The following is a 21,404-nucleotide window of genomic DNA, read 5'->3' as shown; positions in this document are numbered from 1 at the left end:
ATCCAGTTCCATCACTGACTAAACAGTTTCAACCTTCAAAATCACCCCATCCTGCCCAACCACGCGGACTTGAGCGCCCACGGGGGCGTCGGCACCGGTGACCATCCACACGCCATCGCCGACTTTGACCTTGCCGCGGCCATCCACTATGGCTTGATGCACCACGAAAGTGCGCCCGACCAACTCTGAACCGCGCTCGTTCAACCCCGGTTGATCGCTGGCCTTGGCACTGCTGCGTTGGCGTTTCCACCAGTACACGGCGGTCAGTATCGACAACACCGCAAACAGCAGCAGTTGCCATTCCAGCCCCAGCGGCGGGAACAGGAACTTGATCACGCCCACGGCTGCGGCGGCGATGCCCATCCAGAGCAGGTAGCCTCCGGCACCGAACACCTCGAGAATCAACAGCACGGTGCCTAGGGCTAACCAGTCCCAAAACGACAAATGCAGCAAAAAGTCCCACATGGTGTTGGCCTCAGCCTTTCTGGTTGCCGAAGGTTGCCTTGACGATTTCGCCGATACCGCCCACGGCGCCAATCACCTGGCTGGCTTCCAGCGGCATCAGGATGACCTTGCTGTTGTTGGCAGACGCAAGCTTGCCCAGGGCGTCGATGTATTTTTGCGCGACGAAGTAGTTCACCGCCTGCACGTTGCCCGACGCAATGGCTTCGGACACCACTTGTGTCGCCCGCGCTTCGGCTTCGGCCTGGCGCTCGCGGGCCTCGGACTCCAGGAACGCTGCCTGGCGGCTGCCTTCGGCTTCAAGGATTTGCGCCTGCTTTTTGCCTTCCGCTGTCAGGATCGCCGACGCCCGCAGGCCTTCGGCTTCGAGGATCTGTGCGCGCTTGATCCGTTCGGCTTTCATTTGGCCGGACATGGCGGCCATCAGGTCGGCAGGCGGGCTGATATCCTTGATCTCGATACGGGTGATCTTGATGCCCCATGGCGCAGTGGCTTCATCCACGGTGCGCAGGAGTTTTTCGTTGATGCCGTCGCGCTGGCTCAGCATGGCGTCCAGTTCCATGGAGCCGAGTACGGTACGGATATTGGTCTGCAGCAGGTTGCGGATAGCATGTTCGAGGTTGTTGACCTCATAGGCGGCCTGGGCGGTGTTGACGACCTGGAAGAAGCACACGGCATCGATCTGCACGGTGGCATTGTCGGCGGTGATGACTTCTTGAGGCGGGATATCCAGCACGCTTTCCATCACGTTGATCTTGCGACCGATGCGGTCCATGACCGGGATGATGATATTCAGGCCGGGCTTGAGGGTGTTGGTGTAGCGGCCGAAACGCTCGACGGTCCATTGGTAGCCCTGGGGCACCACTTTGAACCCCATGAACAGGATGGCGATGGCCAAGCCCACGAAAAGAAGCAGTACGGTTCCGATCTGCATAGCGATTCCCTATCTGAAGGTGTCAGTGAATGACATTAGGCCGATTGTAACGGTCTGGTCACGGATAAGGACGGTTTCATGGCCCAACAAAAAAAGGATTTGTTTCTGAATCCCCTGGCGTGACCCGCAACACCTCCGTCATCGTGGTCAGCCCGGCCTTCACTTTCTCGATGCCGGCCATGCGCAGGCTGCTCATGCCCTGCGCCAGTGCCCCACGGCGCAGGGCTTGTACGTCCGCGCCTGGAGTGACCAGCGCCTGGAGTGCCGAGTCCATGAGCATGATTTCATACAGTCCGGCCCGGCCTCGATAACCGCTGTCACGGCAGTGTGCACAGCCGACAGCTTCGTAGCCGCCATCGTCCTCCAGGCCCGCGGGGTGCTTGCAGTGGCTGCACAGAAGCCGCACCAGGCGCTGCGCCATCACACCTATGAGCGTGGCTTTGATCAAATAGTGAGCAATGCCCAGTTCCTGCAGACGGCTGATGGCACTGGGTGCATCGTTGGTGTGCAGGGTCGAGAGCACCAGGTGCCCGGTCAGCGCGGCCTGGATAGCCATCTCTGCGGTTTCCTGGTCGCGGATTTCGCCGATCATGATGATGTCCGGGTCCTGGCGCAGCAGGGCGCGGATGCCGCTGGCGAAGGTGAGGTCGATGTTGTGCTGGACCTGCATCTGGTTGAAGGCCGGCTCGACCATTTCAATCGGGTCTTCCACCGTGCACAGGTTGACCTCGCGGGTCGCCAGTTGCCTGAGGGTGGTGTAGAGGGTGCTGGTCTTGCCTGAGCCGGTCGGGCCTGTGACGAGGATGATGCCGTGGGTGCGTCGCGTCATGGCGTGCCAGCGTTGCTGGTCGGCGCTGGACAAACCCAACTGGTCGAAATCCTTGAGCAGCACCTGTGGGTCGAAAATTCGCATCACCAGTTTTTCGCCGAATGCCGTGGGGAGGGTGGAAAGCCGCAATTCCACTTCGACACCCGCAGGGTTCCTGGTCTTGACGCGGCCATCCTGGGGCTTGCGTTTTTCGGCCACGTTCATTCGCCCCAGGCTTTTCAGGCGGCTGACCACGGCCATGGTGACCTGCGGGGGAAATTGATAGACGTCATGCAGCAGCCCATCAATGCGAAAGCGCACCCGACCCTGGTCGCGGCAGGGCTCGATATGGATGTCGCTGGCTCGTTGGCCAAAGGCGTATTGCAGCAGCCAGTCGACGATGTTGACGATATGCGCGTCGTTGGCGTCCGGCTCCTTGTCGCTGGCGCCGAGGCTGAGCAAGTCGACATTGCCAGGCGCCGTCATTTTTTGATCCGCACCGCTGACGGACTTGGCCAAGCGGTAAAACTCGTTGATACAGCGCTGAATATCCTGAGGGTTGGCAACCACGCGCTTGATCGTGCGTTTGAGTACCTGGGACAGCCCGGCTTCCCAAGTGGTGATATGGGGTTGGGCACTGGCGACCGTCACGCTGTGGGCATCCACCGCGACTGCAAGAATGCCGTGGCGCTGAGCAAAGGCGTGGGACATCAAGGGCACCACGGCCGCCACATCAATCTTCAATGGGTCGATGCGCAGGTAAGGCTGGCCGACCTGCCGGGCCAGCCATTGAATCAAGGTCTCCAGACAAGGGCCCTGGGCTGCGATGCATTCCAAGGGATGCTGGCTGCCGGACGCTGGCGCTACCTTTTGCGCCGCCTGCGCCGTGATCAACCCTTGCTCGACCAGCGCCGGCAACAATTGCTGCAGTTCCAAGAGGTGATCGTGAGCGGCGACGGGCATGCAGGTTTTCCTGGGGCGTGGGGGTAATCCCAGGCTAGCCAGCCGCTGAAGGTCCTGCTGGCGCGTGTGTTGCCGGTTTTTACTGCGCCATCGCCGCCAGCGCTTGAGGCCGCTCGGAATCAGCCGACCACAGCTCCAGGGTGCAGACGCTGATCAGGTTTCGAATCTTTTCACCGATCACCTGGGCGCGGTGCCAGCTCAGGCCGGTCATCACGATATCGATGCTCAGCAGGTCGGCTTCCCGGTTCATGCTGACCTGGGTGGGCGTGAGCAATTGCAGCGCGAAGTAGTTCAGTACCCGGCACAGCACGTCCGGTTCAGCCTCGGCGACGATGCGATAGTGCGCCTGGCAGTGGCTGCTATTGGCGGCCCACGCATCGACGCGGGTGGCGGGGTAGGCGGTTTCGACGGCATGCATGCTGACTCTCCAGTTTAGACTGGAGAAATTTTTACATTCGCCTCGGGAGATTTCTTATCTAAAATAAGCCTGTTTGGCGATAAATCGACCAGAACAATTCAAGATAAGCCTATTCAGGGGTGCGTTTATGCACAGTGAGTTGGACGCCTACGACCGCCGTATCCTGGCCTTGCTGCAAGAGGATGCCTCGCTCTCCAGTGCACAGATTGCCGAACAGGTCGGCCTGTCGCAGTCGCCATGCTGGCGGCGTATTCAGCGGCTCAAGGAGGAGGGGGTGATCCGCGGCCAGGTCACCCTGCTGGACCGCAAGAAAATCGGGCTCAACACGCAGATTTTCGCCGAGGTCAAACTCAACGCCCACGGTCGCTCCAATTTCACTGAGTTCACCGAGGCGATTCGCGGTTTTCCGGAAGTGTTGGAGTGCTACGTGCTGATGGGGGCGGTGGATTTTCTGCTGCGTATCGTCACCTCGGATATCGAGGCGTACGAGCGGTTTTTCTTCGAGAAGTTGTCGATGGTGCCGGGGATCCAGGAGGTCAACTCGATTGTGGCGCTGTCGGAGATCAAGTCCACCACCAGCCTGCCAGTCTTGCGCTGACAGGGAGGGCCTCATCGCGGGCAAGCCCGCTCCCACAGCAAATGTGGGAGCGGGCTTGCCCGCGATAGCGATTACAGGCGCAGAAGGGTCTTCCAGGCACGATTCTGATACACCGCAATCGCCTGATGCATACGCGCATCCAGGGATTCATCGGTAATCGGCTGGTTGGCCAGGTGCGCCAGCTTGTTCAGTTCGCCGTACAAACGGTCCAGCTCAGGAATGTCCACCACATGGCGCGCATGGTGCAGCCAGGCCTGAATGCGTTCGATGCGCGGCAGTTGCTCGGCCAGATCTTCCGGCTGTTGCTGGTAGCGCTGCAGTTGCAGGGCGACGGCGTCGTCGGCCAGCAGGCGTGGCAGCCAATTGGTGATTTGCGCAGCGCCCTGGCGGTTGCCACGCACATTACGCTCGGCCGTCCAGGTGCGGGCCAGCAGCCAGCGCGAGAGATTGAGTGAGAACAGGCCCCAGCGCACGTCTTGCAGCTCTTCGATGAACTGTTCCGGCGCGGCTTTGCGAATGTCTTCATCGTCGTCACCGGCCTGGACCAGCGGGCGCCAGTCTTCCAGCAACGCATCCAGGGCGCTGCGCAGTTCGCTGGTGGATTGGCGCGGCGCGGCCTGACCGAGGCTGCCGATCAGGGCGCGCAACTCGCCGAGGTTCTCGACCCAGTCCTGCAACAGGCGCCAGTGGCCATTGAAGCGGTATTGCTCAGCCAGGCGCTGGCTGCTGCCCAGCAGGTGCCACAGGATCGCGGCGAAGGCGTCGTCCAATGGCATTTCGGCGTGGATCTGTGGCGCCGGCAGGCTCAGGGAGTAGCTGCTGGCGTCATACAGGCGATAGCCGCGTTCGGCCTTGCTGATGTCGCACGGCATCAGGGCCAGGGTTGCGGCCAGCTCGGCGGCCAGTTCCAGCAGGGCCGACGGTTCGCCTTCGCGCAGTTCCAGTTCCAGCTCGCAGATTTCTTCTTTCTGCTTGCCGACCACCACATGGCCCAGGTCCAGGGCGGCTTCGATCACCACCTTGGCCTTGCCACGGCCCCAGGCGATCTCGGCGCGTTCACGCACGAAGTCGGTGGTGAAGATCGGCTTGAGGGTCTTTTTGTCCAGCTCGGCCAGTTGCTCGGGCCAGCACTCGCCATCGAGTTTCTTCACGTCGAGCTTGGCTTTGGGCAGGTCCCAGTTGTATTCGTTGCGTTCCGACAGGCCGGCGACGCTTTGGCCGCGGGTCTTGAGGGTCTGGATGATGTCGTCACCGTCCTTGCGCAGGCGCAGGGCAACCTTGGCCTGGGCCAGGTCACGCTCGGGGGTGTCGAAGTACTGGTTCATCAACTCACGGCGTTCCCAGCCACTTTTGTTGCGTTTTTTCAGTAACGGGTGCTCACGCAGCGCGGCGAGTGTTTCGCGGCTGACGCGTAGCTTGATTTCGGTTTCTTTCTGCATGGCCGGAAAATCCAGGATCGGGAGCGCAGCCGGGGAAAAGTGTGGCTGCCAAGGTCGTGCAGTGTACAGGACTGAGCCCGGCAACGTGCCGCAACGGTTTATTGTGTTGCGCAGATGCCTCTATAGTGAGGTTCATCCGGGAAGTTGGGAGACCGCGCATGCCGTTACCGTCCATGAAAGAGCAGTTCGCCGCCTTGATCGCCGCGCCGTCGGTGAGCTGCACCCAGGCGTCTCTCGACCAGAGCAATCGCCCGGTGATCGACCTGCTCGCCGCTTGGCTGGGCGACCTGGGCTTTGCCATCGATATCCAACCAGTCAGCCCCGGCAAGTTCAACCTGTTGGCCAGTTTCGGCAGCGGCCCCGGTGGCTTGGTGTTGGCGGGGCATAGCGATACCGTGCCGTATGACGCGGCGCTGTGGAAGACCGACCCGCTCAAGCTGACGGAAGTCGATGGTCGCTGGGTAGGGCTGGGCAGTTGTGACATGAAGGGGTTCTTCGCACTGGTTATCGACGCGGTGTTGCCGCTGCTGGACCAACCCTTCAAGCAACCGCTGTTGATCCTTGCCACCTGTGATGAGGAAAGCTCTATGTCCGGTGCCCGTGCGCTGGCCGAGGCGGGGCGCCCATTAGGTCGTGCAGCTGTGATCGGCGAGCCGACCGGGCTCAAGCCTATCCGCTTGCACAAAGGCGTGATGATGGAGCGCATCGAGATCCTCGGGCGCAGCGGCCACTCGTCGGACCCCAGCCTGGGCCACAGCGCCCTGGAAGCCATGCATGACGCCATCGGCGAACTGCGCGGCCTGCGCCTGGCGTGGCAGCGCGAGTACCGTAACGCGCAATTCAGCGTGCCGCAGCCGACGATGAACTTCGGCTGCATTCACGGCGGCGACAACCCCAATCGCATCTGCGGCCAGTGCTCCCTGGAGTTCGACCTGCGCCCCCTGCCGGGCATGGACCCCGAGGTGCTGCGCGCCGCGATTCGCCAGAAGCTCGAACCCGTGGCCGAGCGGCATAAGGTCAAGATCGACTACGCGCCGTTGTTCCCCGAAGTCCCCCCCTTTGAGCAGCCCGAAGACGCCGAGCTGGTGCGGGTGGCGGAACGTTTGACCGGTCATCGTGCCGAAGCAGTAGCGTTCGGCACCGAAGCGCCTTATCTTCAGCGCCTCGGTTGCGAAACCCTGGTGCTCGGGCCTGGCGACATCGCCTGCGCTCACCAGCCGGGCGAATACCTTGAAATGTCACGCTTGACGCCTACAGTGCGTCTATTGCGGGAACTGATCGAACACTACTGCCTGAAACCTGCATAAATTTGCCCTTGCCCATTCGTACATAAGGAGAGTGAGCGTGTCGCCAAGCCTGTTCCGACGATAACCATCAGCCGCTGTGCGCTTTCACGATTGATCCTTTATTTGGCTGCTTTTTATTACAGGCCCAGGTGTTATGCCCGAATACGTCAATTGGCTTCGTCACGCTTCGCCCTACATCAACGCCCACCGCGACTGCACCTTTGTGGTCATGCTGCCCGGCGATGGTGTGGACCACCCCAACTTCGGCAATATCGTCCACGACCTGGTGCTGCTTCACAGCCTGGGTGTGCGCCTGGTGCTGGTGCATGGCTCGCGCCCGCAAATCGAAACCCGCCTTCAAGCACGCGGCCTTACCCCGGCTTACCACGAAGGCTTGCGCATCACCGATGCTGCGACGCTGGAGTGTGTGATCGACGCGGTGGGCCATCTGCGTATTGCCATCGAGGCGCGCTTGTCCATGGACATGGCGTCCTCGCCGATGCAGGGCTCGCGCCTGCGCGTGGCCAGCGGCAACCTGGTCACCGCACGGCCAATCGGCGTGCTTGAAGGCGTGGACTACCACCACACCGGCGAAGTGCGCCGGGTCGACCGCAAGGGCATCAACCGCCTGTTGGATGAGCGCTCTATCGTGCTGCTGTCGCCGTTGGGGTATTCGCCCACCGGCGAGATCTTCAACCTGGCCTGCGAAGACGTCGCCACCCGCGCCGCCATCGACCTGGGCGCCGACAAATTGCTGCTGTTCGGCGCCGATCCCGGTCTGATCGATGAGAACGGCCGCCTGGTGCGTGAATTGCGCCCACAACAAGTACCCGCGCACCTGCAACGCCTGGGCAGCAACTATCAAGCCGAACTGCTCGATGCCGCTGCCGAAGCCTGCCGGGGTGGAGTAGGGCGCAGCCATATCGTCAGCTACGCCGAAGATGGCGCCTTGCTCACCGAGCTGTTTACCCGCGACGGCGGCGGTACGCTGGTGGCCCAGGAGCAATTCGAACTGGTGCGCGAAGCGGCGATCGAAGACGTCGGCGGTTTGCTGGACCTGATCAGCCCGCTGGAAGAGCAGGGCATTCTGGTGCGCCGTTCGCGGGAAGTGCTGGAGCGGGAGATCGAACAGTTCAGCGTGGTCGAGCGCGAAGGCATGATCATCGCCTGCGCGGCGCTGTATCAGATCGCGGATTCGGATGCGGGGGAGTTGGCGTGCCTGGCAGTGAACCCGGAGTACCGCCACGGCGCGCGAGGCGATGTATTGCTCGAACGCATCCAGACCCGGGCACGCGCCCAGGGCTTGAAAACCCTCTTTGTACTCACCACCCGTACGGCCCACTGGTTCCGCGAACGCGGTTTTGTACCCAGCAGCGTGGACCGCCTGCCGTCGGCGCGGGCGTCGCTGTACAACTATCAGCGCAACTCCAAGATCTTTGAAAAGGCCCTGTAAAAGAGTACGGCTCTGTGTGGGAGCTGGCTTGCCTGCGATAGCGGCGCCTCGGTTTAACTGCAGGACCGAGTTGCTGGCATCGCAGGCAAGCCAGCTCCCACCAAAGACTGTATTTATTGTGGGATGAATTTATCGGTCACATAGGCCGAATAATCCGGCAGCACCGTCTCCACCTTCCCCTGTTCCTTCAGGAACTTCGCCGTCTCCCCAATCGCCTTCGCCGTGCCGCCCTTGAGCAGCGCAGCGGTTTGCTGTGCCTGCGCATCCGGAAACGTCGTACCGGCCAACAGTTCCGGAATGTCGTCGGCATTTGAACCTGTCAATTTGGCGATTTTCTGCACTGGCTCGGAATCCACCGTCCAGCTGTCTTTGTGGGCGGCATAGTTGGCAAAGGCATCCAGGGTAACTTTGGCGAACTTGGCCACTACGTCAGGATGTTTTTGCGCAAAATCCTTGCGCGCCACCCACACCTCAAACGTCGGCGCGCCCCATTGGCCCACCTGCGCCGCGTCTGTCAGGGTTTTTCCGGTCTTGCGGATTTCGCCCAGGGCCGGTGACCACACAAAAGCCCCATCAATATCGCCACGCTTCCAGGCGGCGGCGATTTCGGCCGGTTGCAGGTTCACCACTTTGACTTGTTTGGTGTCCAGCCCCCAGTGTTTCAGCGCGCCGAGCAGGCTGTAATGGGAGGTGGAGACGAAGGGCGTGGCGATGGTTTTACCAATCAAGTCCTGGGGGGTGTCGATGCCACTGCCGTTGCGCACCACCAGGGCTTCAGAAGCGTTGATCTGTGCCGATACGATAAACGCCACAATCGGCAGGTTGCGCGAGGCCGCCGCCGCGAGCGGGCTGGAGCCGAGGTTGCCGATTTGTACATCACCGGAAGCGATGGCCGTGACTACCTCTGGCCCGCTGTTGAAGCGGCGCCAGGCGATTTTTTCGCCGATGGCTTTTTCGTACAGGCCGTCGGCCTGGGGAACCTTGCTGGGATCGATGCCGGTCTGGTAGCCCACCGTCAGGTCGGCGGCGTTGACACCAAAAGAAAGTAATAGCGATACAAAAACTGTAACAAATTGACGGGAGGATGTGCGTTTGGCCATGATGGCGTCGCCTTTTTGATCGTGAGTGACGTATGCAACCGTACGGCAACACTAATCGATCTAAAAAAGCACCAGTAAATACCCTTTAGGAATTAGCTTATGGAGCGGCGCGTCTATCCTGACCGACCAGCTTCACGGAAAGTCTTATTCCTGGATCGTATGAAAAAGAATGAAATAATTCTTTTTGGGTGTATGAAAAACTCATTACCCTGCAGGGACCAAATCAACTGCGATTAGACGAAGGTAGTAGACACACAAGGTTACGATTGACTTGGTGGTCACTATCTGGCGCTAATCGCGCATCTGTGGATCGAGGGCGTCAGACCCGAGACCAAAGAAATACAAAAATTAGAAATGAGAGGAGCGGTACATGAAGAAGTCCACCTTGGCTGTGGCTGTAACGTTGGGCGCAATCGCCCAGCAAGCAGGCGCTGCCGGTTTCATCGAAGACAGCAAGGCCACACTGGGCCTGCGTAACTTCTACATCAACACCGATAACCGCGAAGGCACGGCCAACCCGAGCAAGAACGAAGAATGGGGCCAAGGCTTCGATCTGCGTTTCATCTCCGGTTACACCCAAGGCACTGTTGGCTTCGGTCTCGACGCTATCGGCCTGTTGGGTGTTCGCCTGGATTCCGGCGGCGGCACCAACGGTGCGACTGCCAGCTCTTACGGCGGCACTATCTTCCCGAGCAAGTCCAATGGCGAAGCCGTTGATAACTACTCGAGCCTGGGCCTGACCGCCAAGGCCAAGATCTCCCAGACCGAACTGAAGCTGGGTACCTTGCAGCCCAAGCTGCCGGTCATCGTCACCAACGATGGTCGTATGCTGCCGCAGACCTTCCAGGGTGGCCAGATCACCTCCAGCGACATCAAGGACCTGACCCTGGTCGCCGGCCAGATCGAAAAAGCCAAGGGCCGTAACTCCAGCAACAACGAAAGCCTGTCCATCTCCGGCGCCAACAGCCGTGGTGTGAACTGGCGTTCGAGCAACAAGTTCTACTACGCCGGTGGCGACTACAAGATCACCAAGGATCTGACCGCCCAGTACTACTACGGCAACCTGGAAGATTTCTACAAGCAACACTTCCTGGGCCTGACCCACAACTGGGCCATTGGTCCAGGCGTGCTGAAGTCTGACCTGCGCTACTTCAACAGCTCCGACGATGGTAACAACGGCAACCAGTCCGCTTACTTCTCGACGGGCAACTACAGCGGCGTGAACTCCGGCCGTGGCAAAGTCGACAACAACCTGTACAGCGGCCTGTTCCTGTACTCGGTTGCCGGCCACACCTTCGGTGGCGGTTACCAGGTCAGCAACGGCAGCAGCGACTTCCCTTGGCTGAACCAGGGTGACGGCTCGTCGGCTTACATCACCACCGACATGCAGATCCAGAAGTTCGCCCGTGCCGGCGAGCGCACCTGGCAAGCTCGCTACTCCTACGACTTCGCCAAGGTGGGCGTACCTGGCCTGACCGCGGGTGTGGTTTACCTGAAAGGTGATCATATCGACACCGTCGCCAGCAACCGTACCGAGTTCACCGGCCAGTCCGAGTGGGAACGTGACATCACTGTTGCCTACGTCGTACCGGAAGGTCCGCTGAAAAACGTCGGCGTGGCGTGGAAAAACGCTATGTGGCGCAGCGACATCGCCAACGCACGTAACCAGGACGAAAACCGCCTGATCGTCAGCTACTCGATCCCGCTGTTGTAAGACTGTAAAACCTTGCCCGGCGCAATGCCGGGCAAGGTGTCTTGCTGTTCAAGTCGGGCTCAACCCCCGCAAGCCCTTCCTGAGTTCCTCTTTTTTGCAGCGTCTCAAGGCCTTCTCGAACCTTGTAAGCGATGTTGGCCTCAGGCCGTTCCCAAGTCCAATGAACTGATTTTTAATATTCCTTTATCGTCTAGATAAATCGATATTTATTCTTTTTAAATCAGCAAAAATCCATGCACAGTGGGCTCCATAAGCACTCATCAGGAGCCACACCATGAGCCTAAGACTGGGCGACATCGCCCCCGACTTCGAACAGGATTCCAGCGCCGGCAAGATTCGCTTCCACGAATGGCTGGGCGACAGCTGGGGTGTGCTGTTTTCCCACCCGGCGGACTTCACGCCGGTGTGCACCACCGAACTGGGTTTCACCGCCAAGCTCAAGGACGAATTCGCCAAGCGTGGGGTCAAGGCCATCGCCCTGTCGGTAGACCCAGTGGACTCGCACCACAAGTGGATCGAAGACATCAACGAGACCCAGAACACCGTGGTCAACTTCCCGATCCTGGCCGACGCCGACCGCAAGGTCTCGGACCTCTACGACCTGATCCACCCGAATGCCAGCGATACCCTCACCGTGCGCTCCTTATTCGTGATCGACCCGAACAAGAAGATCCGCCTGACCATCACCTACCCGGCCAGTACCGGGCGTAACTTCCATGAAATCCTGCGGGTGATCGACTCGCTGCAACTGACCGACAACCACAAGGTGGCGACGCCGGCCAACTGGCAGGATGGGGATGAAGTGGTGATCGTGCCGTCACTCAAGGACGAGGAAGAGATCAAGAAACGCTTTCCCAAGGGCTATCGCGCGGTGAAGCCGTACCTGCGTCTTACCCCACAACCCAATCGTTAAGGCTGATATCGCCATCGCGGGCAAACCCGGCTCCCACAGTTGACCGCATTCCCCTGTGGGAGCCGGGCTTGCCCGCGATGGCGGCCTCATGAACAGCACAGGCTTCAAGTTGCAAACCGTCTCACACAGCAGGGGTTTTCAGGCCGTTTCGACGGCCTTTTTTTTCGCCTGGCGATTGGTTAAACGCTTATGTATTTATGGAATAAACAAATGAATAAATAAGATTTATAGATATATAAATCTGCTGATAAGGTCTATCCCATCTTGGCGCCATCGCCGCACAGCGAACCGCCGACACTTGCTCAAGGAATCTCCTGCATGCTGGTCGTAACACTTGGAGGCAGTCCCAGCCAGCGTTCCCGCTCTGGGGTCTTGCTGGATAAAACCCGTCAGTGGCTGCAACAGCAGGGCGTGGAAGTGGTGAGTTACCAGGTACGGGACTTCCCGGCTGAAGACTTGCTGCACGCACGCTTCGACAGCCCCAAGGTCATCGACCTGCTGCAACAAGTCGCCAATGCTGACGGGCTGGTGATCGCCACGCCGGTGTACAAGGCGTCGTTTTCCGGGGCGTTGAAAACCGTACTGGACCTGCTGCCGGAGCGTGCGCTGGCCCATAAGGTGGTGCTGCCGATGGCGACCGGCGGCAGCATCGCCCACATGCTGGCGGTGGACTACGCCCTGAAGCCGGTGCTGTCGGCCCTCAAGGCGCAGGAATTGCTCCACGGTATTTTTGCCGAAGACAGCCAGATCGCCTATGGCGAAGGCAGTGTTCAGGCGCAACTGGTGCCGGTACTTGAACAGCGTCTGCACGAAGCCCTGGAGCAGCTCTACAGCGCCATGGCGCGACGGCCAAAACCTTTGGACCCTGACGTATTGAATGAACGTTTGTTGAGTGCTCGCTGGAGCATCTGAGCCTCACCCCGAAAAGCTGGAAACCCTCACCTTACTCAGCCGACAACGGCCAAGCAGGTGCAGCCAAAACCCTAATCGCACAGTTGGAGAGAGCGCCATGCGCACTGTCATCTTGCGTCGTGGTCTGGTCGCACTCTTTGCTGCGGCTGTGTCCTTCGGCGCCATCGTTCAAGCCCAAGCCGCCGAGACCTTGCGGATCGGTTATCAGAAGTACGGCACCCTGGTGCTGCTCAAGGCCAAGGGCACCCTGGAAAAACGCCTGGCCGACCAAGGCGTGCAGGTGCAGTGGACCGAGTTCCCCGGTGGCCCGCAATTGCTCGAGGGCCTGAACGTCGGCTCCATCGACTTCGGCGTTACCGGCGAAACCCCACCGGTGTTTGCCCAGGCGGCTGGCGCCGATCTGCTCTACGTCGCCTACGAACCACCCGCGCCTACCAGCGAAGCGATCCTGGTGCCCAAGGACTCGCCGATCAAATCGGTGGCCGAGCTCAAGGGTAAAAAGGTCGTGCTCAACAAAGGCTCCAACGTGCACTACCTGCTGGTGCGTGCCCTGGAAGATGCCGGCCTCAACTACACCGACGTAAAGACCGTGTTCCTGCCCCCCGCCGATGCCCGTGCCGCATTCGAGCGTGGCAGCGTGGACGCCTGGGTAATCTGGGACCCGTACCAGGCCGCCGCCGAGAAGCAACTGCAAGCGCGCACCCTGCGAGACGGCACCGCAATTGCCGACAACCATCAGTTTTACCTGGCCACCAAATCCTACGCCGAACAGCACCCGCAAGTGATCAAGGCGTTGGTGGAAGAGGTGCGTGCGGTAGGCGAATGGTCCAAGGCCAACCCGCAGGAAGTGACTGAGCAGGTCGCCCCACTGCTCGGCCTGCCGGCAGATATCACCCTCACATCGGTGAAACGCCAGGGCTACGGCGCGCTGTTCCTGACCCCGGAAGTGGTCGCCGCCCAGCAGAAAATCGCAGACACCTTCTACCAACTCAAATTGATCCCCAAGCCCTTGAGCATCAAGGACGTGATCTGGACGCCACCCGCCGCGGTTGCCAAAGCGCCGTAATCCGACTTCATTTAGGAGACAACTCCATGAGCCTCAATATTTTCTGGTTCCTGCCCACCCACGGCGACGGTCATTACCTTGGCACCGCCGAAGGCGCCCGCGCTGTCGACCACGGTTACCTGCAACAAGTGGCCCAGGCTGCCGACCGCCTGGGTTTCGGCGGGGTGTTGATCCCTACGGGCCGCTCTTGCGAAGACTCGTGGTTGGTGGCCGCCTCGCTGATCCCCGTGACCCAGCGCTTGAAATTCCTGGTTGCCCTGCGCCCTGGGATCATCTCCCCGACCGTGGCCGCGCGTCAGGCCGCGACCCTGGATCGCCTGTCTGGTGGCCGTGCGCTGTTCAACCTGGTCACCGGTGGCGATCCGGAAGAACTGGCTGGCGACGGATTGTTCTTGAGCCATGAAGAACGCTACCAGGCGTCGGTGGAATTCACCCGCATCTGGCGCCGTGTGCTGGAAGGCGAGACCGTGGACTACGACGGCGAGCACATCAGCGTCAAAGGCGCCAAATTGCTCTACCCACCGATCCAGCAGCCACGCCCGCCGCTGTATTTCGGCGGTTCCTCCGAGGCCGCCCAGGACTTGGCGGCCGAACAGGTGGAGATGGTGCTGACCTGGGGCGAGCCGCCGGCAGCCGTTGCGGAAAAGATCGCGCAGGTACGCGCCAAGGCTGCAAAACTGGGACGCACGGTGCGCTTTGGCATTCGCTTGCATGTGATCGTGCGCGAAACCAACGACGAAGCCTGGAAAGCCGCCGACAAACTGATCTCCCACCTGGACGACGAGACCATCGCCCGCGCCCAGGCGTCCTTGGCGCGCTTCGATTCGGTGGGCCAGCAACGCATGGCAGCCTTGCACGGCGGTAGCCGTGACAACCTGGAAGTCAGCCCCAACCTGTGGGCCGGCGTCGGCCTGGTACGTGGCGGCGCAGGGACGGCGCTGGTGGGCGATGGCCCCACGGTTGCGGCGCGGGTCAAGGAGTACGCGGACCTGGGTATCGATACCTTTATCTTCTCCGGTTATCCACATCTGGAAGAGTCGTATCGGGTCGCCGAGCTGTTGTTCCCGCACCTGGATATCGAACGTCCCGAGCTGCCAAAAAGCGCCGGCTACGTCAGTCCGTTTGGCGAGATGGTGGCCAACGACATCCTTCCCAAAGCTGCGTCACAGAGCTGAGGCGCCGTTATGGACTTAGAAAAAATCAGCCATCGCGTGGCGCCCTGGGTGCTGCCGATCTTATTGCTGGCGGTGTGGCAGTTGTCGGTGTCGGCGGGTTGGTTGTCGACGCGCATTCTGCCAGCGCCGAGTGCAGTGATCGAAGCCGGGGTGAACCTGGTGGTCAGCGGCGAAATCTGGACGCACCTGGCCATCAGCGGCTGGCGCGCCGGCCTGGGCTTTGTGATCGGAGGCAGCATCGGTCTGGCCCTGGGCTTTATCACCGGCTTGTCGAAGTGGGGCGAGCGCTTGCTCGACAGCTCCGTGCAGATGATCCGCAACGTGCCGCACCTGGCGCTGATTCCGCTGGTGATCCTGTGGTTCGGCATTGATGAGACCGCGAAAATTTTCCTGGTGGCCCTGGGGACCTTGTTCCCGATCTACCTGAACACTTACCACGGCATTCGCAATGTCGACCCGGCATTGGTGGAGATGTCGCGCAGCTATGGCTTGTCCGGTTTCAGCCTGTTCTGGCAAGTGATTCTGCCGGGCGCGCTGCCGTCGATCCTGGTGGGGGTGCGCTTCGCCCTGGGCTTCATGTGGCTGACGCTGATCGTGGCGGAAACCATTTCGGCAAGTTCCGGCATCGGTTACCTGGCGATGAATGCCCGTGAATTCCTGCAAACCGACGTGGTGGTGCTGGCCATCGTCATGTACGCCATCCTCGGCAAGCTGGCCGACCTGGCAGCCCGTGGGCTGGAACGTGTGTGGCTGCGCTGGCACCCGGCGTATCAAGTCAAAGGAGGTGCAGCATGACGGCCCAACAACCTCCGCGTCTGTTGAAGGGCATCCCGCTGGCAGTGCGCAAATTGCGCAAGGCCTTTGGTACCCGCGAAGTGCTCAAAGAGATTGACCTGCATATTCCCGCGGGGCAGTTCGTGGCTGTGGTCGGCCGCAGCGGTTGCGGCAAAAGTACCTTGCTGCGCCTGTTGGCGGGGCTGGACAAAGCCAGTGGCGGCGAGCTGCTGGCCGGCTCCGCGCCACTGCACGAAGCGATTGAAGATACACGGTTGATGTTCCAGGAAGCGCGTTTGCTGCCCTGGAAAAAGATCATCGATAACGTCGGCCTGGGCCTCAAGGGCGACTGGCGGCCCAAAGCGCTGGATGCGCTGGAAGCGGTTGGCCTGGCCGAGCGCGCCAATGAATGGCCGGCGGCGTTGTCCGGTGGCCAGAAACAGCGCGTGGCACTCGCCCGGGCGTTGATCCATCAGCCGCGCCTGTTGCTGCTCGATGAGCCGCTGGGCGCACTGGATGCCCTGACCCGCATCGAGATGCAGCAACTGATCGAAAACCTGTGGCGCAAGCACGGTTTCACGGTGTTGCTGGTGACCCACGACGTCAGCGAAGCCGTGGCGATTGCCGACCGCGTGATTCTGATTGAAAACGGCGAAATCGGCCTCGACCTGAACATCGACCTGCCACGCCCACGGGCCCGTGGCTCACACCGCCTGGCCGCGCTGGAAGCCGAAGTGCTCAACCGCGTGCTGTTGCTACCCGGTTCCCCACCGGAACCCGAACCTGTTTCACCGCTGCCGACGCAATTGCGTTGGGCTCAATAACTCACACAGGAAAAACACCATGACTATTAAAGCCATCAACGTGCGTAACCAGTTCAAAGGCACCATCAAGGAAATCGTGGTTGGCGACGTGCTGTCGGAAATTGACGTGCAGACCGCGTCCGGCATTGTCACCTCGGTGATCACCACCCGTTCGGTCAAGGAGTTGGAGCTGGTGATCGGCAGTGAAGTGATTGCCTTTGTGAAATCCACTGAGGTGTCGATTGCCAAGTTGTGATAACGCCACTGATCGTTCCCACGCTCTGCGTGGGAATGCCGCCTGGGGCGCTCCGCGCCCCGCTGTGCCAAAGGTGACGCAGAGCGCCACGGGATGTATTCCCACGCAGAGCGTGGGAACGATCAGCGCTTAGGCAGATAGGCCGGCAAATAAAGCCCCACATACGCGTCAAACACCCGCATCCCTTCCTCCGCCATGCGCGGCGTAATCAGCCCATGCTGATGCACCGAGCGCGCGTACACGCGGTCGCTCAACTCCAATGCCAGGGCAAACACGTCCACATCGCTCGGTAGCGTTGGCACTTCAAAGTGGCGATTGAACACCGCCAGCATCAAGTCGCCCAATTCCAGATCATGCTGGCGATCGGCCTGGGTCACTTCGGCCAACCCGTGCTGAGCGAGGATCAACTGGCGTGCCGCGGCATCGTTGCTGTAGATGCTGAGCATGCGTTGTTCAACGATGTAGGACAGGTCGCGCCAATGCTTGAGCGATTCATGCTCGATGGGTGCCTGGATGGCGGCGCGAAAGGCTGCGTGAACGTCAGCGGTCAACGCCTCCAGCAACGCCGGCACACTGGCGAAAAAGTGGTACACCGACGACGGTGGAATCTGTGCTCGTTCGGCCACGCTGTAGATCGACAAACTGGCCACACCTTCGGCGGCCAGCAAGGTGCGGGCGGCGTCGAGGATCGCATCGATCCGGGCCTGGCTGCGGGCGCGGGGTTTGCGAACAGTGGCGGGGCGGGTGGTCATGGATGTCTCCTACAAGGCAGCGGGCATTGTATGAGCAGGAAGGTGTGTTGTCTGCCAGGCCGCTATCGCAGCGATGCGGCGACCCGACAAGCCAGCTCCCACAATGGAACGCATTTGAAGGTTGGAACGCGATCAAATGTGGGAGCTGGCTTGCCTGCGATGAGGCCAACCCGGTTTCCAAAATAAACCCATAAAAAAACGCCACTGACCAAAATCAGCGGCGTTCTTTTATTGCAGCAACCGCTTACACGGTATGCAGGTACCAGTTGTACTCAAGGTCGGAGATGGAGTGTTCAAACTCCTCCAGCTCACTTTCCTTACAGGCGACGAAGATATCGATGTATTTAGGATCGATGTACTTGGCCATTACCTCGCTGTCGTCCAGCTCACGCAGGGCATCGCGCAGGTTGTTCGGCAGGCTCTGCTCGTTCTGCTCGTAGCTGTTGCCTTCCACCGGAGCGTTCGGCTCGATCTTGTTGGTCAGGCCGTGGTGCACGCCCGCCAATACCGAGGCCATCAGCAGGTAAGGGTTGGCATCGGCGCCAGCCACACGGTGTTCGATACGCACGGCATCGGACGAGCCGGTGGGTACGCGAATCGCCACGGTGCGGTTATCCAGGCCCCAGCACGGCGAGTTCGGCACGTAGAACTGTGCGCCGAAACGACGGTAGGAGTTGACGTTGGGGCACAGGAACGCCATCTGGGCGGGCAGGGTCTCCAGCACACCGCCGATCGCGTGACGCAATGCGGCGTTCTGCTCGGGATCCTCGCTGGCAAAGATGTTCTTGCCGTCCTTGTCCAGAATGGAGATGTGCACGTGCAAACCGTTGCCTGCCTGGCCTGGGTAAGGCTTGGCCATGAAGGTGGTGTCCATCTCATGGTCATAGGCGATGTTCTTGATCAGGCGCTTGAGCAGTACCGCGTAATCGCAGGCCTTGATCGGGTCGGCAACGTGGTGCAGGTTCACTTCGAACTGCGCCGGGGCACTTTCCTTGACGATGGCGTCCGCCGGGATGCCTTGCTCCTTGGCACCTTCCAGAATGTCCTGGAGGCAGTCGACGTATTCGTCGAGGTCGTCGATCAGGTAGACCTGTGTCGAGTGCGGGCGTTTGCCGGAGATCGGTGAGCGGGGCGGTTGTGGCCGGCCGTTCACGTTCTCCTGGTCGATCAGGTAGAACTCAAGCTCGAAGGCGGCGCAGATGGTCAGACCGAGGTCGTCAAACTTGGTAACAACTTGGCGGAGCACTTCGCGCGGATCGGCGAAGAAAGGTTCACCTTCAAGTTCGTGCATGGTCATCAGCAGTTGCGCGGTAGGGCGCTTTTGCCAGGGTTCATTGCACAGGGTGTCGGGGATTGGATAACAGATTCGGTCAGCATCACCGATGTCCAGGCCCAGGCCGGTGCTTTCCACCGTAGAGCCGTTGATATCCAGGGCAAATAAAGAGGCAGGCAGGTTAATGCCCTTCTCGTAAACCTTGTGGAGGCTGGTGCGTTCGATGCGCTTACCGCGCACCACACCATTCATATCCGCAATTAGAAGGTCTACGTACAGAACCTCAGGATGATCCTTAAGGAACGCGTTCGCTTCGTTAAGCTGAACGGCACGCGGGGGTACCGACATGATGCAACACCTTTGTTGTTAAAAATATCAATCATTGATCTTTTCTGGTTTCAGTCAACCCGAACGGCCTGCCGAAGTCAAGCGAGGCATTTTTTGCCCTAAAAAAGCGCCATGGAGCCTTTTTTGCGGGGTTTTGGGGCGGTTTTTTGGGTTTTAGGGGCTTGGGACCTGCAGGCTTGAGCGGGCCGTGTAGGATTTTTTACGGGGGTGTTGTGTAAAAAAATGAACAAGGCTAAGCTCGATTCAAACCCATAACAGCAATAATACCGGGGTGCTTCATGTTTCACCTGCCGCCAATCGGCGTCTGCGCCTGCTCCAGCCAGGCTTTGTCCGCAGCTCGTTCGCCCCGTGTGAATGCCCAGGCACCGGCCAATATTCTTGACGGCCCGGCCGATCTCCTTTTTGCCATCTCCGACGCCACTGAGCGACCCTCATCCGCCGTGCCGATCATAATTGCGCACAACTTTGGCCTGAGGAATGCAACCTGCGGGCAAATGGCAGGTAAGCTCCTACCCTGAATGAAAAAACGACGCGGATGCTGCGTCAACCAACGCCTGGCCTTTAATGGATGCCAGGAAACCCAGCCCAGAGGCATTTATGAGTAACAACCTCGACCAGCTCACCGATTGGTTGAAAGACCACAAGATCACAGAAGTCGAATGCATGATTGGCGACCTCACAGGCATTACCCGGGGCAAGATCTCGCCGACCAACAAGTTCATTGCCGAAAAAGGCATGCGCCTGCCCGAGAGCGTTCTGTTGCAGACCGTGACCGGCGACTATGTCGAAGACGACATCTATTACGAATTGCTCGACCCGGCCGACATCGACATGATCTGCCGCCCCGACCAGAACGCGGTATTCCTGGTGCCCTGGGCCATCGAACCGACCGCCCAGGTGATCCACGACACCTACGACAAGCAAGGCAACCCGATCGAGCTGTCGCCGCGCAACGTGCTCAAGAAAGTCCTCAAACTCTACTCCGACCGCGGCTGGCAGCCCATCGTGGCGCCGGAGATGGAGTTCTACCTGACCAAGCGCTGCGAAGACCCGGACTTCCCGCTGCAACCGCCGATTGGCCGCTCCGGCCGCCCGGAAACCGGTCGCCAGTCCTTTTCTATAGAAGCAGCCAACGAATTCGACCCGCTGTTCGAAGACGTCTACGACTGGTGCGAACTGCAGGAGCTGGACCTCGACACCCTGATTCACGAGGACGGCACCGCGCAGATGGAAATCAACTTCCGTCACGGCGATGCCCTGTCCCTGGCCGACCAGATCCTGGTGTTCAAGCGCACCATGCGTGAAGCCGCGCTCAAGCACGACGTGGCCGCCACCTTCATGGCCAAGCCCATGACCGGCGAGCCCGGCAGCGCGATGCACCTGCACCAGAGCATCATCGACATTGCCACCGGCAAGAACGTCTTCTCCAATGAAGACGGGACCATGAGCCAGCTGTTCCTCAACCACATCGGCGGTCTGCAGAAGTTCATTCCTGAATTGCTGCCTTTATTCGCCCCCAACGTGAACTCGTTCCGCCGCTTCCTGCCCGATACCTCGGCGCCGGTGAACGTGGAATGGGGCGAAGAAAACCGCACCGTCGGCCTGCGCGTACCGGATGCCGGCCCGCAGAACCGCCGCGTGGAAAACCGCCTGCCGGGCGCCGACGCCAACCCGTATCTGGCGATTGCCGCCAGCTTGTTGTGCGGCTACATCGGCATGGTCGAAGGCCATAACCCGAGCGCGCCGGTGGTGGGCCGTGGTTATGAGCGGCGCAACCTGCGCCTGCCGTTGACCATCGAAGACGCTCTGGAACGCATGGAAAACAGCAAGACCATCGAGAAATACCTGGGGCAAAAATTCATCACGGGCTACGTCGCGGTCAAGCGGGCCGAGCATGAAAACTTCAAGCGCGTGATCAGTTCGTGGGAGCGGGAATTCTTGCTCTTCGCCGTCTGAT

Annotated in this window: 20 protein-coding genes; 12 read left to right on the top strand and 8 right to left on the bottom strand. The window is 60.2% G+C overall.

Features of this window, described 5'->3' with window-relative positions:
- Positions 1-18: 18 nt before the first annotated feature.
- The 4 genes from JMV15_RS06150 to JMV15_RS06135 all read right to left on the bottom strand — a co-directional run bounded on the left by JMV15_RS06150 (position 19) and on the right by JMV15_RS06135 (position 3,585).
- Entirely contained in the window at positions 19-465 is a 447-nt protein-coding gene (locus tag JMV15_RS06150; protein WP_014720400.1) for an NfeD family protein, read from the bottom strand.
- Positions 466-475: 10 nt separating this feature from the next.
- Positions 476-1,396, bottom strand: coding sequence for an SPFH domain-containing protein (locus JMV15_RS06145; RefSeq protein ID WP_003195285.1), 921 nt, complete (start codon positions 1,394-1,396; stop codon positions 476-478).
- Positions 1,397-1,472: 76 nt separating this feature from the next.
- Positions 1,473-3,167: a GspE/PulE family protein gene (locus JMV15_RS06140; protein ID WP_191949083.1), complete on the bottom strand. Its 1,695-nt coding sequence runs from the start codon at positions 3,165-3,167 to the stop codon at positions 1,473-1,475.
- Between the two features lie 79 nt (positions 3,168-3,246).
- The gene (locus JMV15_RS06135) at positions 3,247-3,585 is read right to left on the bottom strand and encodes a hypothetical protein (RefSeq protein WP_014720398.1); all 339 of its coding nucleotides are present in this window, start codon (positions 3,583-3,585) and stop codon (positions 3,247-3,249) included.
- A 127-nt stretch (positions 3,586-3,712) separates the two neighbouring features.
- Between JMV15_RS06135 and JMV15_RS06130 the strand changes: the two genes are divergently transcribed.
- Entirely contained in the window at positions 3,713-4,183 is a 471-nt protein-coding gene (locus tag JMV15_RS06130; protein ID WP_003195279.1) for an Lrp/AsnC family transcriptional regulator, read from the top strand.
- A gap of 71 nt (positions 4,184-4,254) precedes the next feature.
- Here the strand turns inward: JMV15_RS06130 and JMV15_RS06125 are convergent, their stop codons facing one another.
- Positions 4,255-5,622, bottom strand: a complete 1,368-nt coding sequence (locus JMV15_RS06125) for a CYTH domain-containing protein (RefSeq protein ID WP_019817786.1) — start codon at positions 5,620-5,622, stop codon at positions 4,255-4,257.
- Positions 5,623-5,780: 158 nt separating this feature from the next.
- Between JMV15_RS06125 and argE the strand changes: the two genes are divergently transcribed.
- On the top strand, positions 5,781-6,929 hold the full coding sequence (gene argE / locus JMV15_RS06120; protein ID WP_060766860.1) for an acetylornithine deacetylase: 1,149 nt from the start codon (positions 5,781-5,783) through the stop codon (positions 6,927-6,929).
- Between the two features lie 133 nt (positions 6,930-7,062).
- Entirely contained in the window at positions 7,063-8,361 is a 1,299-nt protein-coding gene (gene argA, locus JMV15_RS06115; protein WP_014720395.1) for an amino-acid N-acetyltransferase, read from the top strand.
- A 113-nt stretch (positions 8,362-8,474) separates the two neighbouring features.
- Here the strand turns inward: argA and tauA are convergent, their stop codons facing one another.
- Positions 8,475-9,461, bottom strand: a complete 987-nt coding sequence (gene tauA / locus JMV15_RS06110) for a taurine ABC transporter substrate-binding protein (protein ID WP_201491321.1) — start codon at positions 9,459-9,461, stop codon at positions 8,475-8,477.
- Positions 9,462-9,831: 370 nt separating this feature from the next.
- Between tauA and JMV15_RS06105 the strand changes: the two genes are divergently transcribed.
- From JMV15_RS06105 to JMV15_RS06070, 8 genes are all read left to right on the top strand, one after another.
- On the top strand, positions 9,832-11,175 hold the full coding sequence (locus JMV15_RS06105; protein WP_014720393.1) for an OprD family porin: 1,344 nt from the start codon (positions 9,832-9,834) through the stop codon (positions 11,173-11,175).
- A 274-nt stretch (positions 11,176-11,449) separates the two neighbouring features.
- A complete protein-coding gene (locus JMV15_RS06100; RefSeq protein WP_003195267.1) occupies positions 11,450-12,088 on the top strand; it encodes a peroxiredoxin in 639 nt (212 codons plus the stop codon).
- A 318-nt stretch (positions 12,089-12,406) separates the two neighbouring features.
- Positions 12,407-13,000 carry an NADPH-dependent FMN reductase gene (ssuE, locus tag JMV15_RS06095; RefSeq protein WP_014720392.1) on the top strand — a complete coding sequence of 198 codons (594 nt, stop codon included), beginning with the start codon at positions 12,407-12,409 and terminating at the stop codon, positions 12,998-13,000.
- A 97-nt stretch (positions 13,001-13,097) separates the two neighbouring features.
- A complete protein-coding gene (locus JMV15_RS06090) occupies positions 13,098-14,066 on the top strand; it encodes a sulfonate ABC transporter substrate-binding protein (protein ID WP_020301825.1) in 969 nt (322 codons plus the stop codon).
- 26 nt (positions 14,067-14,092) lie between these two features.
- A complete protein-coding gene (gene ssuD, locus JMV15_RS06085) occupies positions 14,093-15,241 on the top strand; it encodes an FMNH2-dependent alkanesulfonate monooxygenase (RefSeq protein ID WP_003195260.1) in 1,149 nt (382 codons plus the stop codon).
- Between the two features lie 9 nt (positions 15,242-15,250).
- Positions 15,251-16,036 (top strand): aliphatic sulfonate ABC transporter permease SsuC, encoded by a 786-nt coding sequence (gene ssuC, locus JMV15_RS06080; RefSeq protein ID WP_003195258.1) that lies wholly within the window; start codon positions 15,251-15,253, stop codon positions 16,034-16,036.
- Positions 16,033-16,839: an aliphatic sulfonates ABC transporter ATP-binding protein gene (gene ssuB, locus JMV15_RS06075; RefSeq protein WP_201491320.1), complete on the top strand. Its 807-nt coding sequence runs from the start codon at positions 16,033-16,035 to the stop codon at positions 16,837-16,839. The genes ssuC and ssuB overlap by 4 nt, the downstream gene beginning before the upstream one ends.
- Positions 16,840-16,858: 19 nt before the next feature.
- Entirely contained in the window at positions 16,859-17,074 is a 216-nt protein-coding gene (locus JMV15_RS06070; RefSeq protein ID WP_003176783.1) for a TOBE domain-containing protein, read from the top strand.
- Between the two features lie 122 nt (positions 17,075-17,196).
- Here JMV15_RS06070 and JMV15_RS06065 read toward each other — a convergent pair whose 3' ends face one another.
- Both JMV15_RS06065 and JMV15_RS06060 read right to left on the bottom strand, forming a co-directional pair.
- Positions 17,197-17,826 (bottom strand): TetR/AcrR family transcriptional regulator, encoded by a 630-nt coding sequence (locus JMV15_RS06065; protein ID WP_201491319.1) that lies wholly within the window; start codon positions 17,824-17,826, stop codon positions 17,197-17,199.
- Positions 17,827-18,070: 244 nt separating this feature from the next.
- Complete coding sequence (locus JMV15_RS06060) at positions 18,071-19,447, bottom strand: glutamine synthetase family protein (RefSeq protein ID WP_003195252.1); 1,377 nt, start codon at positions 19,445-19,447, stop codon at positions 18,071-18,073.
- A 597-nt stretch (positions 19,448-20,044) separates the two neighbouring features.
- On the opposite strand from JMV15_RS06060, the gene JMV15_RS06055 reads away from it, so the two are divergent.
- On the top strand, positions 20,045-21,403 hold the full coding sequence (locus JMV15_RS06055; RefSeq protein WP_003195249.1) for a glutamine synthetase family protein: 1,359 nt from the start codon (positions 20,045-20,047) through the stop codon (positions 21,401-21,403).
- Position 21,404: the final 1 nt, after the last annotated feature.

Origin of the sequence: Pseudomonas paracarnis, assembly GCF_904063055.1 — a bacterium.
In the GTDB taxonomy this organism is placed as follows: Bacteria; Pseudomonadota; Gammaproteobacteria; order Pseudomonadales; family Pseudomonadaceae; genus Aquipseudomonas; species Aquipseudomonas paracarnis.
This window is presented reverse-complemented; position numbering and strand designations above follow the sequence as displayed.